Annotated in this window: 11 protein-coding genes; 2 read left to right on the forward strand and 9 right to left on the reverse strand. The window is 37.4% G+C overall.

Annotated features, from left to right (window positions below; genetic code table 11):
• Positions 1–5 precede the first annotated feature (5 nt).
• Entirely contained in the window at positions 6–671 is a 666-nt protein-coding gene (locus tag BFP77_RS13100) for a bifunctional 4-hydroxy-2-oxoglutarate aldolase/2-dehydro-3-deoxy-phosphogluconate aldolase (RefSeq protein WP_099574477.1), read from the forward strand.
• Between the two features lie 59 nt (positions 672–730).
• Here BFP77_RS13100 and acs read toward each other — a convergent pair whose 3' ends face one another.
• The 9 genes from acs to BFP77_RS13145 all read right to left on the reverse strand — a co-directional run bounded on the left by acs (position 731) and on the right by BFP77_RS13145 (position 14,344).
• Positions 731–2,638, reverse strand: coding sequence for an acetate--CoA ligase (gene acs / locus BFP77_RS13105; protein ID WP_099574478.1), 1,908 nt, complete (start codon positions 2,636–2,638; stop codon positions 731–733).
• Between the two features lie 104 nt (positions 2,639–2,742).
• Positions 2,743–4,455, reverse strand: coding sequence for a sodium:solute symporter family protein (locus tag BFP77_RS13110; RefSeq protein ID WP_099574479.1), 1,713 nt, complete (start codon positions 4,453–4,455; stop codon positions 2,743–2,745).
• Between the two features lie 112 nt (positions 4,456–4,567).
• The gene (locus BFP77_RS13115; RefSeq protein ID WP_099574480.1) at positions 4,568–4,828 is read right to left on the reverse strand and encodes a DUF4212 domain-containing protein; all 261 of its coding nucleotides are present in this window, start codon (positions 4,826–4,828) and stop codon (positions 4,568–4,570) included.
• A gap of 138 nt (positions 4,829–4,966) precedes the next feature.
• Positions 4,967–5,656, reverse strand: coding sequence for a GDSL-type esterase/lipase family protein (locus BFP77_RS13120; protein ID WP_099574481.1), 690 nt, complete (start codon positions 5,654–5,656; stop codon positions 4,967–4,969).
• Positions 5,653–7,254, reverse strand: coding sequence for a sialate O-acetylesterase (locus BFP77_RS13125; protein ID WP_099574482.1), 1,602 nt, complete (start codon positions 7,252–7,254; stop codon positions 5,653–5,655). Before BFP77_RS13125 ends, BFP77_RS13120 begins: the two co-directional genes overlap by 4 nt.
• A gap of 63 nt (positions 7,255–7,317) precedes the next feature.
• Complete coding sequence (locus BFP77_RS13130; protein WP_099574483.1) at positions 7,318–8,793, reverse strand: RagB/SusD family nutrient uptake outer membrane protein; 1,476 nt, start codon at positions 8,791–8,793, stop codon at positions 7,318–7,320.
• 10 nt (positions 8,794–8,803) lie between these two features.
• A complete protein-coding gene (locus BFP77_RS13135; RefSeq protein WP_218963473.1) occupies positions 8,804–12,082 on the reverse strand; it encodes a SusC/RagA family TonB-linked outer membrane protein in 3,279 nt (1,092 codons plus the stop codon).
• 210 nt (positions 12,083–12,292) lie between these two features.
• On the reverse strand, positions 12,293–13,435 hold the full coding sequence (locus tag BFP77_RS13140) for a FecR family protein (protein ID WP_099574485.1): 1,143 nt from the start codon (positions 13,433–13,435) through the stop codon (positions 12,293–12,295).
• 396 nt (positions 13,436–13,831) lie between these two features.
• Positions 13,832–14,344, reverse strand: a complete 513-nt coding sequence (locus tag BFP77_RS13145; protein ID WP_257212967.1) for an RNA polymerase sigma-70 factor — start codon at positions 14,342–14,344, stop codon at positions 13,832–13,834.
• Between the two features lie 1,081 nt (positions 14,345–15,425).
• Here BFP77_RS13145 and BFP77_RS13150 point away from each other — a divergent pair.
• Positions 15,426–15,625: biotin carboxylase N-terminal domain-containing protein (locus tag BFP77_RS13150; protein ID WP_143751904.1), on the forward strand; the 200-nt coding region annotated here is incomplete at its 3' end.

The raw sequence follows: 15,625 nt of genomic DNA on the forward strand, positions 1-15,625 counted from the left end.
ATCAAATGGCGAAATTTTCAAGAATTGAGGTTGCAAGTGTAATGAGGGATAAAGGTATGGTGCCTCTATTTTATCACCCGGATATAGAATTAGGAAAAAAAGTAATTAAAGCTTGTTATATGGGAGGTGCACGATTGATGGAATTTACTGCTCGTGGCGATCACGCTTTCGAAGTGTTTTCCGAATTAAACAAATACGCGAACAAGGCACTTCCAGAAATGATTATGGGTGTTGGCTCTATCACTGATTCGGCATCCGCTTCATTGTACATGCAGATGGGAGCAAATTTTATTGTGACCCCTTCTTTACGCGAGGATATCGCAATCGTCTGTAATCGAAGAAAAGTACTATGGTCACCAGGTTGCGGTTCCTTGACTGAGATAAACAGAGCAGAAGAGCTGGGCTGTGAAGTAGTAAAACTTTTTCCGGGAGCAACGTACGGCCCCAATTTTGTAAAGGCTATCCTTGGCCCTCAACCTTGGACATCTATTATGCCTACAGGGGGTGTAAGCACAGAGAAATCCAATCTGAAGGGCTGGTTCGATGCTGGGGTCACTTGTGTTGGCTTAGGGTCCCAGTTGATTTCTAGAGAAATATTGTACAATAACTCTTTTGACCAATTAGAATCGCTGGTGAGGGAAACATTGAAAACAATATCGTCTATAAGATAATAACCTATTAAAAATAACAGACTACTGTTACTTTGTAATACATTTTGAGATTGACGAAGCTATAATGAATTATCTATAATCGCTTTGACCACTTCCGGGTTTAAAAGTGTGCTCGTATCTCCTAGGTTGGAAGTATCCTTACTGGCTATTTTGCGTAGAATACGGCGCATGATTTTACCACTTCGGGTCTTAGGTAACCCTGGCACGAATTGAATTTTATCGAGCTTGGCAATAGGCCCTATCTGTTCCGTTATTTGTTGGTTGATTTCTTTCCTAAGGTTATCCCTATTTCTATCTTCTCCTATTTCCTTTAAAATCACATAACCATAAAGTGCATTTCCCTTAACGTCATGCGGAAACCCAACAATTGCAGATTCCGCCACAGCCGGGTGTTCGTTGATGGAATCTTCTATCGGTGCTGTTCCCAGATTATGACCTGATACAATAATGACATCATCTACGCGTCCGGTAATCCGATAATAACCAACGGCATCCCTTAGGGCACCATCACCGGTGAAATACATGTTTTCATAAGCTGAAAAATAGGTGTCTCTGTAGCGTTCATGATTACCCCATATCGTACGTGCCATGGAAGGCCATGGGAATTTAATGCAAAGCCTACCGTCTACTTGGTTGCCTTTGATTTCCTGCGCATGCTCATCCATTAGTGCAGGTTGTATACCAATAAAGGGTAGTGTGGCATAGGTAGGGGTCGTTGGTGTTACATAGGGTATAGGTGTTATCATGATACCGCCAGTCTCTGTTTGCCACCATGTATCTACAATAGGACTGTTTTTCTTCCCAACATTGTTATTGTACCAGTGCCATGCTTCTTCATTAATAGGTTCCCCGACCGAACCTAGAACTTTTAGACTGGACAAGTCGTATTTCTCTACAAAATCCAGATTCTCCTTGGCTAGTGCCCGTATGGCAGTCGGTGCGGTATAAAACTGGGTAACCTTGTGTTTTTGGACTACTTCCCAAAACCTTCCAAAATCAGGGTAGGAGGGGACACCTTCGAACATTACCGTTGTAGCTCCGTTGGCTAGAGGTCCGTAAACAATATAGGAGTGACCGGTAATCCAGCCTATATCCGCTGTACACCAGTATACATCCTGTTCTTTGTACTGAAAAACATTTTTAAACGTATATGCCGTATACACCATATAACCTGCGGTTGTATGCACCATCCCTTTTGGTTTTCCGGTAGACCCGGAAGTATAAAGGATGAACAAAGGGTCTTCCGCATTCATTATCTCAGCAACATGGTCGGCGTAGGCATCATCCAATAGAGGTTGCAGCCATTCATCCCTACCTTCTTTCATGGCAATAGTACTATTGATTCTTTTTGCGACCAATACAGTATTTACACCAGGGCAATCTTCAAGCGCCTTATCTACGATTCCTTTTAAATCGATAGTTTTCGCACCTCTAAAAGATCCATCAGAGGTAATGACCATCTTGCAGTCCGAATCTTTGATACGCGTAGACAGTGCGTTTGCCGAAAATCCCGCGAAAACGACCGAATGTATGGCACCGATACGTGCACAGGCTAAAACGGATACCGCGAGCTCCGGAATCATAGGTAGATATATACAAACACGGTCTCCCTTTTTAATACCTTTTTCCAACAGTACGTTCGCCATTCTACAGACCCGTTCATGTAACTGACGATAGGTGATGTGTTCTGCTTCTTCTTTTGGGTCATTAGGCTCAAAAAGTATAGCTGTTTTGTTGCCTCGCGTCGGTAAATGCCGATTTAGACAATTTTCAGTAATATTCAACTGTGCGCCTTCGAACCACTTTACCTCAGGTTTGGAGAAATCCCAGCTCAAGACGTTGTTCCACCTTTTGCGCCAAACAAAATGTTCCTCAGCTATTTCTTCCCAAAAGGATTCTGGGTTTCTGACCGATTTGCGGTATACTTGATAGTACTCTTCTAAATGTTTTATATGGTAATTACTCATTGGGTAAGATTTTTTTGAACTTATCGAAGTGGTTTATGGTAACCTATAGAATATAATAAAACATTTTGCTCTACTAAATAATTCTGTTTTTCGTTTACCTACTTTTAGTGCCCAGTTGAATTTCCGGCCCCACTCGGTATACGGATAACTTCAACAATATCTTGAACACTCTGTGGTGTTGGGGGAGTTAATTTCATGATTAGAATGGATACTACAAAATTTACAATCATTGCCACCGTTCCGAATCCCTCTGGTGAAATACCGAACCACCAATCTTCTTTTAGCCCCACTACCGCTTCTTTTCCTCCATCAAAAATTCCGAATTTAAACTTGAGCATATAGAAAAGCATGAGGAGAATGCCAACTATCATTCCTGAGATAGCACCTTCTTTGTTCATTTTCTTATAAAAAATCCCTAGTACGATTGCGGGAAAAAATGATGCAGCTGCTAGTCCGAAAGCCAGCGCCACTACCGCCGCGACAAAACCGGGAGGGTCAATACCAAAATAACCTGCGATTACCACAGCTACTGTTGCGGCACCTCTAGCCGCCCAAAGCTCTCCCTTTTCAGAAATATTAGGTTTAATTATTTTTTTTATCAAATCATGTGAAACCGATGCCGATATTACCAGTAATAGGCCAGCCGCAGTGGATAGTGCCGCCGCAAGACTACCCGCGGCCACCAAAGCGATTACCCATGCGGGAAGGTTTGCGATTTCTGGATTTGCCAAGACCATAATATCGTTATCAATCGTGAGCTCGTTTAAGTTTTTATCGGCCACATATTTTATTTTACCATCTCCGTTTTTATCGTTGAATTTGATAAGTTCTGTTTTTTCCCAAGTTGAAAACCACTTGGGCATATCTGCATAGGGTTGATTGCTTACCGTGTTGATTATATTCGTTCTGGCGAAAACCGCTATTGCAGGTGCCGTGGTATATAGAATAGCGATGAGAACTAAGGCCCAACCTGCAGATTTCCTGGCATCTCTAACTCGTTTTACAGTAAAAAAACGAACGATGACATGCGGTAATCCTGCGGTACCTACCATCAATGCCAGAGTAATGGCAAAAATGTCTGTCATTGATTTAGAACCATCTGTATACTCGGTGAAGCCCAATTCGGTAGAGAGTCCGTCCAATTTATCCAATAAAAAAATTCCTGAACCATCGTTCAATGTTGAGCCCATACCTAGCTGCGGAATTGGATTTCCTGTCATTTGAATTGAAATAAATATAGCAGGAACCATAAATGCAAAAATCAGTACACAGTACTGTGCCACTTGAGTATAGGTAATACCTTTCATTCCGCCTAAAACTGCATAGAATAAGACAATAATCATCCCTATGATGACACCTGTATTAATGTCCACCTCTAAGAATCTTGAAAAGACAAGGCCTACGCCACGCATTTGCCCGGCTACATAGGTGAAAGAAACTAACAATGCACAGAAAACGGCTACAATCCTAGCTGTTTTAGAGTAATATCTGTCCCCAATAAAATCAGGTACAGTAAACTTTCCGAATTTCCTAAGGTAAGGTGCCAATAATAATGCTAGAAGTACATAGCCCCCAGTCCATCCCATCAAGTATACAGATCCGTCATAACCGGCAAACGAGATTATTCCGGCCATGGAGATGAAGGAAGCTGCGGACATCCAATCCGCGGCTGTTGCCATTCCATTGGCAAGTGGGGAAACCCCTCCTCCTGCAACATAAAATTCTTTAGTAGACCCGGCTCTGGACCATATCGCTATACCGATATAAAGCGTGAAAGTAATTCCGACCAAGATATAGGTCCATGTTTGTACTGTCATAAATTATTTCTTAGTTATTGATTCTGGCGACCAGATACTTTTCATAATATTGCTGTCCATTGGTATTTTGATATTCATTGATGTTATTGCCTGATAAACCTAACGGGACCCATCATTCGTCGTATCCATATTTCTTGTCCAGCCTATTCATTAACCGAACGTAGACGAAAATTAATATCACAAAAACGTAAATAGATCCTTGCTGCGCAAACCAAAAACCAAGTTTGAAGCCTCCTATTCGAACGGTATCTAATGCCTCTTTACAGAGAATTCCGGCTCCAAAGGACACCGCAAACCAGATGATTAAAAGAATGAAAAGGTACCAAACGTTTTCTTTCCAATAGGCCGTTGCTTTTCTTTGTTTTTTGGACATGAATTAAATGCTTCTAAATTATTCAGATATGCTTTTTAGAATTTGTTGGAACGAAAAATCATTTTATAGTCTTTTTGGTCCCCAAGTTTGAAAAAAGGGCATAGCCATTTCGACTATGCCCCAAACTAACTCAACAAACTAAATTTTTAAATATTTTTCAATAACAGTTTTCCATTTTAGATAACCAGTACCGTTTAAATGCAAACCATCATAAGTGTATTTTGATTCGAGCTGACCGTTGCTGTCTTTTAAAGCACTAGTTAGATCTATGAATTCTATATGATCCCAATTAGAACAGATATTTTTTAATTGAGTATTGATTTCGTTTATATCCTTATTACTTCGTAATTCGGTATCTATCACAGGTAGAATACTTTGTATAAACAAACGTGATGACGGTGCTAGTTCCTTGATTTTTTCTAAAAGCTTTTGATAGTCTATTATAATTTTTGATGTAGAATGATATTTAAGGTCATTTGTTCCTATGAGCAAGAATATTTTACTCGGAGTTACACTTAAGGTTTCAACTAATCTCTCTTGAATTCCCTCTATGGTATCCGCATTAATCCCCCTATTCTTGACATTGCAATTGTCAAATAGTTCATGTAGTTCGACGCCATCCGTAATGCTGTTACCTAAAAAAAGAATGTCAGTATAATTCTTAGGCAGAATTTCGAATAAACTTTTTCTACCATCATAGTATTGGCGATTGTACGCTTTTCTTTGATTTTGTGTAGTACATTTCAAGAATAAGCATGGGTTTATCAAGAGGATAATATTCAACAATACCGAAGCGGTTATCAAAATCCTTAAAATATGGTATTTCATGGGTGTAAGCCTTTACCTCTTAAATACTCAATCAGCAGTTCTGGTCTGTCGGTTTGAAACATTCGTACTCCTTTATTAAGTAGCCATCCATATGAACCATCCAAATTAGTTACCGCTTTCTCATCATCGTGGCCGCCACTTCTACTTGCGGTTATCGTATGCACCCAAATGCGATCATTATTATTTATAATTGTTTCGAAATAATTAAGAACATTTGAATCCTCTGTTTCGAATTTTGGAACGTATACCATTGGATTAATTGTATTTTCAAAGTCCTCGATGTAAGTTTTGATATCAACAACGTTCTTGGAAATATTAGGGAAGTAAATAAGTTCCTCTAAACTGCTACCGTAATAATCGACTGCTTCAGGATAAGTTCTATAAGATCTGGTTGCAACATTCCTATAGGCCGATTGTTCCCTTAAAACCTTATCCACTAAATTAAACGGTATGTTTCCTTTGATATCGAGATCGAGCATTATTTTTCCATTCGCTATCATTAATGCTTCTCTTAAGGTTGGTATCTTTTGTTCTGTTGGAAAACCCACTCCATTCTTCAATCTTAGTTTTTTTATTTCCTCATAGGTCTTGTCTATTATCCTACCTTCCCCGGTAGTCGTTCTATTTAGCGTCGTATCATGCAGAAGAACAAGAACGCTATCCTTTGTCATTGCAATATCGATTTCGACAAAATCAACACTTAGTTTTATACAATTTTCAATGGATTGAGCAGAATTTTCAGGGGCATTTCTCCAATCTCCTCGATGTGCTACTACAAAGGCTCTGTTATTTTTCGACTTTAATTGATTCAGTATACGTTCCGTTCTGGTTATATCCGGTTTACTGAACTTATAGATATTTTGATAGATGCTGTTGGCATATCGTCTACCTAATTCCTCTTGAGACTGACTATCAAAATGGTGTTCATCAAAATTGGTTAGCCCTTCAGAACCTATCAAATACGCATTATTAATCTCATCCTCAACCGTTAATAGTTTTGCCCTCACTAAATCATAGCTTTTGTTCCATTTTCCCATTTCACCAATGAAGAAAGGTAAATCGTCATGTTCCAGATCCTGCCTCAGATTAGCTATTAATAGCTTTAATTTGGGTAGATAGGTTTGGGATTGATTTCTATCGGATTCACCTTGTTGCCAGAGAACTCCTTTTAAACTAAAATGAGGATTTTTTTTCAAAGTTTTTTGTACCCTGTTCAATGTTGCCTCGTACAGTCCGAACTCATTCCCCTTTGAGAATTTATCGATTTCTGTTCCTCCCCTAGCATTCACAAATAAGACAATGGTATCATTAATCATTTTAGAAAGCTCCTTGCCAAAGGAATATCCTGGCCCTAGTCTTTGAAGTTCAATATCATCTTTGCGTATAGTCGAATATCTGTTAAGAGGATTTTTTGCAGGTTCTTGTTCATGTTTGTCATTAATTAGAAATACCTTATCAAGTGCGGTTGAATCAATATCCCTTATCGCTGCCCGTCCAGCCATGTTAGACTGACCTAACAATAAATATAAATCTACTTTTTTTTGGGCATTGGTTTGGGTATAAATTAATACCACTACTATCCATATTGCGTATTTCATAATTAACTGAAAATTAAAAGGTGGGCAGGATTGCCCACCTTTTTATAAAGTTGAAAAAAATGCTTAATTACCGGCAGAAGGGTTATTCACCAATTCCACTGGTGGTATAGGCCAATATTCCGATTGCGGTTGGGGCTTGCCAGCTGCGACAGCAAAAGTTGCCCATCTATCTGTTCGCTTAAGATCGAACCATCGCTTACATTCGAAGAAAAATTCGTACCCACGCTCTCTAAAGACAAGATCGTCAAATTCAGTCTGACTTAATCCTGCTGGAAGATCTGCAGTCGCAGAAACCGTATTGATATCCAATCCATAACCCCTTCTCCTAATTTGATTTACGGCGTTGTAAGCAAGAGTAGTCGGACCGTTCACTTGATTTTCGGCTTCAGCAAAAATCAATAGGGCATCGGCATAGCGGTACAAATAAAAATCGTTTCCAGCACCTGTACTGGCTGGGGAATCTGCATCCTGATATTTTCCATAAAAAAAGTCTCCTGGAATACTGTTAGATGCGGCTACAGGAATATTTGCAGGTAACACTTCGCCATCAATTTCAATCTCGTCATATAGATTAAAACCTCTTCTAAGGTCCTCAGTGTCCCATCCGGAAATAAAAGGACTAGTATTGTAAGTATGAATAAATGAGTTTCCATTAGAGGCAATACCTGCGGCCTGCGCCCTAGAATCCGCAGCGTAGGCTGGAAGGAAGCTTCCTTGTCCTGCAAGCTGCGCAAATTTCAACGCAAATACTTCCTCGGTATTCGTAGGTGAGGTTGGTGAGAATAGTAAGTCCAATGATGATACTAGCTCATACCCGTAAGTTACCTTGTTATCGATAACTTCCTTTGCCTTTGTTCTGGCATCCGCAAAATTACCTTGCGTTAGATACACATCTGCCAAAGCAACTTTTGCTGCACCTGCGGTAGCTCTACCTTCCTTACCTGCGGCTATGACATCAGGTAAATTAGTTTCCGCAAAACTAAAATCCTCGATGATTTGTAGATAAATATCAGCTATATTGGAGCTCTCCAATTCTATTTCATTGGCGTTCTCGATAGGGGTCACACGCAAAGGAACGCTCCCATAGGTCCTTACCAAGCTGTAATAACAAATAGCCCTTATAAAGCGTGCTTCGCCAATTGCAGCGTTCTTAACTGATTCTGAAAGTGTTGTATTACTTTCAAGGTTGTCAATAATAAAATTTGCTCTTCCTATAGACTCATAAAAAGAGGTCCACATAGTGCCGTTGAAACCGGCACTAAGAAGATTAAAATCGTAAAGAGCAATGTCGTTAAACAATGATAGCCTGGAATATGAATATTCCGTGCATTGGTCTAAAAATGTGCTATATACAGATTCCCATAACCTACCACGACTTCTAGTCAATGGCTCATATGCGCCATTGATTATGGCTTCTAAAGAGTTGTCATCAATGTTGAGCAAAATAAAATCACTGTTTGGATCCTCTTGTATAAATTCCATTTTCTCACATGAAAAAAATAGGAAAATAGTAACTGAAATAATTATATATTTTTTCATTTTTTCTTTATTAAAATTTTACACTTAAACCTAACGTGAAAGATGTGGCGGCAGGGTAAGCCGCTAAATCGACTCCTTGCTTTATATCATTTCCGCTTAACGAATTGACATCGGGATCAAATCCTTTGTAATCGGTAATGGTTACTAAATTTTGCCCACTTACGAAGAAATTAACATTTTCGAAAATGAAACCTGATAGAGGAATGGTATATCCAATCTTAACATTACGTAATCTTAAGTAAGAGCCGTTCTCGACATATCGATCAGAAATCCTATGTAGTGAACTTTGATTGACATTAGGATAAAAATCATAAATATCTGCAAGTCGGTTGTATTCATTGTTAGGTGATGTAAGATTGAATTGCCCAATATTCAGGATATCTACATTAGCAACACCTTGCCAATCCATATTGAAATTTAGATTCTTATACCTTATAGTACTGTTGAACCCATACAATATTTCAGGAATCGGGTTTCCAATGATTACTTTATCGTCATCGTCTAAATTTCCATCATTATTGAAATCCTCATATTCAGGTTCTCCATTAGCATCAAAACCAGTAAACTTAAACCCTAGGAAAGCTCCAAGTTGTTCACCAACTCTTGCAACACTTGATACTCCACCAACAGCATCCGCAGTTTGCGCAAAGGTGAACTCCGAAACTAAATCTTGATTATCCTTAAGTTGAATTACCTCATTGGAGTTCTTCGAAATATTAAAATCTACCGAAACGCTGAAATCCTCTTTATCGACTAAGGTTCCGCCTAGCGCAAGCTCGATACCTTTATTCTGAACAGCCCCTACATTGTCGATTATAGTGGCAAATCCTCCAGAGGGTGGGAGTTGGACCGAAGTAAGTGCGTCCTCCGTATCTTTAATATAATAGTCAAGGGACATTCTTAATCTTGAATCGAACATGGCAAAATCAAGCCCTAGATTCGTTTGCGTAGTAGTTTCCCAAGTTAGGGTTCTATTTGGCAAGTTTGGAGCTAAACCTGTTGAGAGCCCCGTTCCTGCACCTTGACTGGTTGTGACAATTATCCCTAGTGGTAAGGACTGGTAGGGTTGAATACCAGGGTTTCCTGATTTACCCCAACTAGCTCTAAGCTTAAGATTTGAAATTTTGGAATCCTCGCCGATGAATCCTTCATTGGAGATTTTCCAACCAGCTGATAATGACGGAAACGTAGCAACCTTATTGGATTCACTAAATACTGAGGCTCCATCACTACGAACACTCGCACCAAAAAGATATTTGTCCTTATATATTAAGTTAATTCTTCCAAAGGCCGAAGCAATACTTTGGTCTATGTTGTTAGTAACAGGAACTGCGATAGATGCACCGGCTTGAATCGCATTATTAGTAAGTTCGTCTGAGAAGAAACCAGAACTTTGAACAAAAATTGATTGACCAGATTCCTTTTGAAGTGAACCACCAAGTACAGCTTTCATATTAAGGTCAGGGGTGATATCTACTTCATAATCAAAGTAATTTTCCACAACATAATTAAGAACCTCCCTATTTGTCACTGTAGCTCTTCCACCAGGTGCAAGTACCAAAGCCAAGGGAAAATAGGAATCTCCTCTTATACTTTGGTAATCTACCCCTAATCTGGTGTAGTTGTTTAATCCTTCAATTATTTTAGATTCCAAAGTAAAATTCCCAAGAAACCTTTTGACCGTTGTTTTGTCTAGAATCTGTTTAGCATAACCAACAGGATTCTCTACTTGATTAGCAAAATCATATGGAAATATGTTACTAAAATTCCCATCTGAATCCAGAACGGGCTCAGTGGGCAATGCCAGTAATACTGATCCAACCCCACTGGTTAGGAAACTGTTCGTATTATTGTTCTCAGCCTCGGAAAAGCCGTTTTGAACGGAGTTTGACCCTGTTATCGAAGTCTTAATGGAAAAGGTATTATTCAATTTAGCATCAAGATTCGTTCTAAATGAAAGTCGTTTGAAATCACTATTCAGAATAATTCCCTGCTCGTTCAAAGAATTCAATGATACATAATATTGGGTGTTTTCATTTCCACCGGACATACTTATATTATGATTAGTCGCTACCCCATTTCTAAACACTTCATCCTGCCAATCCGTATTGCTATTCTGAATCTGGGCTATCTCATCAGGTAGTGGAGAACCTGAATTCTCAAAGAACTGCCGCTGAAAATCCAGAAATTCATCTCCGTTCATTAAATTCAATTTTTTTCTGACTCTTCTAGTGCTCAACCAAGTACTATACACAATCGAGGGTTTAGCACCTGCTTTTCCGGTTTTGGTGGTCACCAGGACAACACCGTTTGCTCCTCTTGACCCATAAATAGCTGTTGAAGAAGCATCTTTCAATACCTGAATGGATTCTATATCATTTGGGTTGATTGAAGAAATTCCGTTCAGACCTCTTACGTCACTATTAAAGAAAGGAACCCCATCTATCACATATAAAGGTTCATTTCCTCCAGAAATAGAGGTAATACCTCTTACCCTAACACTGATTCCTGCACCAGGTTGTCCCGAACTTTGTGATAATTGAACGCCAGGCAGCTTACCAGCAAGACTCTGTTCCACACTCGCCGCTGGAAAGGCATCGATTTTATCGGAGTTTACTGAGCTCACAGCACCAGTTAAATTCTCCCGACTTAATTTGCCATATCCTACTAGGACCACTTCCTCCAACTGCGCTGAATCTTCATTCAAAACAATGCTCAGTGTTGTTCTTGCTTCTAGAGGTATCTCCTGAGTAGAAAAACCAATGTAAGAAATTATCAATGTGGCATTTTCATTGGCCACGTCTATGGAAAAGTTTCCGTCAAAATCGGTTTGGGTTCCATTCGTAGTACCTTTAACAACAATACTAGCTCCTGGTAATGGCGTGCCATCTTGATCTGCCACAGTACCAGTGATTGTTCTCTGAATTTCGGCCATAGTATCCGGAGTAATATCCAGATTAGAATTGGTTGCTTGTTTTCTCTGTTTTGACTGTGCTACCAGATACACTCTTCTGTCCTTTATTTTAAAAGTGGTAGCCGTATTCTGGAAGATATTTCCCAGAACTTTTGCTAACGGCTCTTCACTGGCCTTTAAGGATAATTTTCTAGTGAGGTCTACATCTTTTTTCCTATATATAAATCGGAATTCAGTAGTACTTTCAATTTCTTCTATTAGGTTGAGTACGGTTTCGTTGACTACGTTTAACGATACTTTGGCAACTTGTCCATAGGTGTCATTCGCTTGCATTGTGAAAAATGTCAATGCAATAAAAAGCACACTTAATTTCATTTTTAAATTGATTTTAAATAATGGAAAGGACCGTCTTTTTAATGTAAGCGGTTTTTTCATAACTTTATAGTGTTTGTTTGGTTAAACTTCTTGTTTAATCATGTATTCTAATCGGGAAATGTGTCACCATTTTCCGATTTTTTATTTTTAGACAAATACTGATTCTTGATTTACTTATATCTCGTTCAATTCATTGGCGATTTTTTAGTTTTATTGATTTTTCTGCTGTTCCTTGATAATAATTGTTCCATCGATAATTTCATAATCGATACCATAGACTTCTTTCAATTCCTGCATAACTTTCTCAACTGGAACAACACCAAAACTTGCATTGAACACAGTATTAGAAAGAGTACTATTATTATTGACAATGCTTAGATTGTAGAATCTTTCCAATTTTTTGATGATATTATTGAAAGTCATATTCCTAAATACAAGTTCTCCACTTCTCCAAGACGTATAAATCGCGGTATCTACAGCTTGAATATCTATTTCCTTACTATTTCTACCATAACTGGCTTTATGCCCAGGCTCTAGTAAAACAGTGTTTTTTTCGTCAAAAGGCTTCGTGTCGTTGTACAAGTCGACAGATCCTTCGACCAAAACAATTTCGGTAACACTATCTTCAGGATATGCATGTACGTTGAATTTTGTACCAAGAACTCTAACATTCAAGTCATCGGTATTTACTATAAAAGGTCTATTGATATCTTTAGAGATATCTAGAAAAGTCTCGCCAGTTATGAAAATTTCCCTCGGTTTTGCTGAAAGAAAGCGCATCGGATATTTAATAGTGGAACCAGCGTTTAGATGTGCTTTGGTTCCATCAGATAAGATAAGCTCGAAAGTTTTGCCATTGGGAACAGATAAGGTATTGTATACTAATTGGCTAGTACTATTAGCATTAGAATAAATGAGTTGATTTCCTTTTTGTTGGGATATAATTTCACCGCTTTTATCCTTAATCGAGAAAGAATTTTCTGGATTCAAGATTTTTAACGTACCATCCTCAAGTTCTAAAGTAATCGCGCCATCCGGTATTAGCACTTCCTTATCTTCGTAAGTGAACAAAATAACTGCTGTAGTTATCAGTATTACGATTGCCGCGGCATACTTGTAAAGCTCTTTAAACTGACCTTTTTTATCAATATTATTTTGTTTGAAAGACTTGTATTTCTCATCAATATTTACAGAAGTTTTGACTTTCTTTAAGGATGACAAAATGTACTCAGCTTTTATAATATTGAACCGTTTTGTATTTTCCTCTGATAAAAGTATCCATTCTTCTACCTCTTCTATGGTCTTAGGTGACAGTGTGCCCTCTAAATATTTTATAAGTTTTTCGTCTTTCATAAAAGGTATGTTATTAATAAGACGATTAAGAGTTGAATTATACCTAGTCACCTTATCATTAATTTGAATAATTATTTTTATGCACGCTATTTAATCATAAAAGTCTAGAAGTGACCTATAACATCTTTGTGCGGAGAATTAGCAATAGATGGTATTTGTAGGTTATAGTCTTTTATAGTAAAAAATTATTGGGAGACGCTCGCCACATAGTTAAGTGATGAAGAAGAATTAAATATTAATATAGGAAAGTAGACTACCATACGCTGCTACTTATTTAATGAATCCAATACATACGGACACTAATATTTGAATTGCAATCGGCTATTGAAGAAGACATACCTTGGATTAAAAAGAACTTTATAATGATGAATTAATCTTAGAATTATGTTTGATTTTCTAAAGGTGAGTACTTAGGAATAGGAAAATCGCAATGAATTCTTTTAAATGTATTCTTAAGATACTTAACCCCTTGTTTATATGATTATCGACCGTCTTCTTGGAAATAGATAAATCTTGAGCTATTTCTCTGTTTTTTAGTCCTTCAAATCGGCTTTTTAGAAAAACTTCTTTGCATTTTGGGGGTAAAGAATCAATTCCATCTTTAATAATCTTTTCAAGTTCGTTCTCCAGTAAAAGGTAGGCTGCTTCATCATTAATGAAGCGCTGGTTGATTTCTTTCCTTTTTTGCAGGGCAAAATTTTCAACCACCTTTTTGTGTTTAATTTTATCCAAACAGGCATTCTTAGTCATTTTAAAAAGGTAGCTATTTAAATTTGTAATGTCACCCCTTCCCTCAATGTTCTGCCAGAATTTTAGAAATACTTCCTGAATGATTTCTTGAGCATCTTCTCTATTCGACAAATAGTGCCATGCAAAGTGAAGCAATCTATCATAATACAATTTGAACACACCCTCGAAAATAGCATGGCTATCTTTTTTCGAAAGAACGCTAGTCGATTCACTATGTGTGTTACTTGACTTCAATTTGTATAATTATTAAAAAATTATTGCTCTAAAACTAAAGCTTCATTTTCCAAAATATGTTTAATTAAGGTTATCATAACATTATTGTTGCTAAAATCTGTTCGAAAACAATATTCTCAATAAAAGCCTCTCAAAAATCAGAATTTGAACATTTTGATGAAATGAATATAGATTAAAATTGTAGTATCAACAAAAATTTATTCATTCACTAAATGAAATAAAGCAAGTTTCTAGTTTTCTTAATGTAAGTGTTGAGGTATTCTTTAATTTTTTAAGGATTTATTTTGTATTGGTTTTCTCATCGACCACATTCTTCTAAATTTTATTAATTAATTTAATAGGATTCTTTGTAAACCACTGCTCAGCCTTACCTAAGAGATAAATGGTCTGTTGCAAACAAACTGGAAGGCAGGTCTCTTATTTATATTTAATGCAAAAAGCTTCGGGCTAAAGGAAGAGCTTATCAATTCAATTTATCGCCTGTTTTTTTATTTTTTTGTAATAACTTATAGTTATGGCATATGAAAAATTAGTATTTGGTTCAACATGTTCATTAAGGCATCTTTACTAAGAATTTAGTGGTCATGAAATCAGTGATTTGAATATTTCAATATCTAACTTTAACATCTATTTAATGGAAATTTGGGCATGGTATTTTATTTTTTCAACGGTTGCAAATCCGTAATTTGTTACTCCAAACACTGTATATAAAGGAATAAAGGGTAATATGCTCAAATTTTCATATCATAAATTTTTATTACTGGATACTAGGTATAAATATGTTTTTTAAAGTTTGCAAGTTTTCACGCATAAGGGAAGCGTTGAAGTTATCGAGTTCATTGAAGAATATTATTAATAACCTAGTTAAAGAATAAAAAGCTTGAAAATTTAGAAAGTTGATAGTCTATATTTTTTGAAAAAAAAGTCTAATAGTTTAAGTAAACATTAGAGCTACCACACAGAATATTTCGCTAGTTATACTAAAGCTAAAATCATAAAATATTAAATGAAAATTAAAAAGGTATTAGTTGCCAACAGGGGTGAAATTGCCATCCGCATTTTTAGGGCCTGTGTAGAGATTGGAATAAAAACCGTTGGTATTTTCACCTACGAGGACAGGTACTCCCTGCACCGTTACAAGGCCGATGAAAGTTATCAAATAGGTTCGGACAATGAGCCACTGAAACCGTATTTGGACATGGACGC

The sequence above is a fragment of the Maribacter sp. 4U21 genome (assembly GCF_002742365.1).
Taxonomy (GTDB): Bacteria; Bacteroidota; Bacteroidia; order Flavobacteriales; family Flavobacteriaceae; genus Maribacter.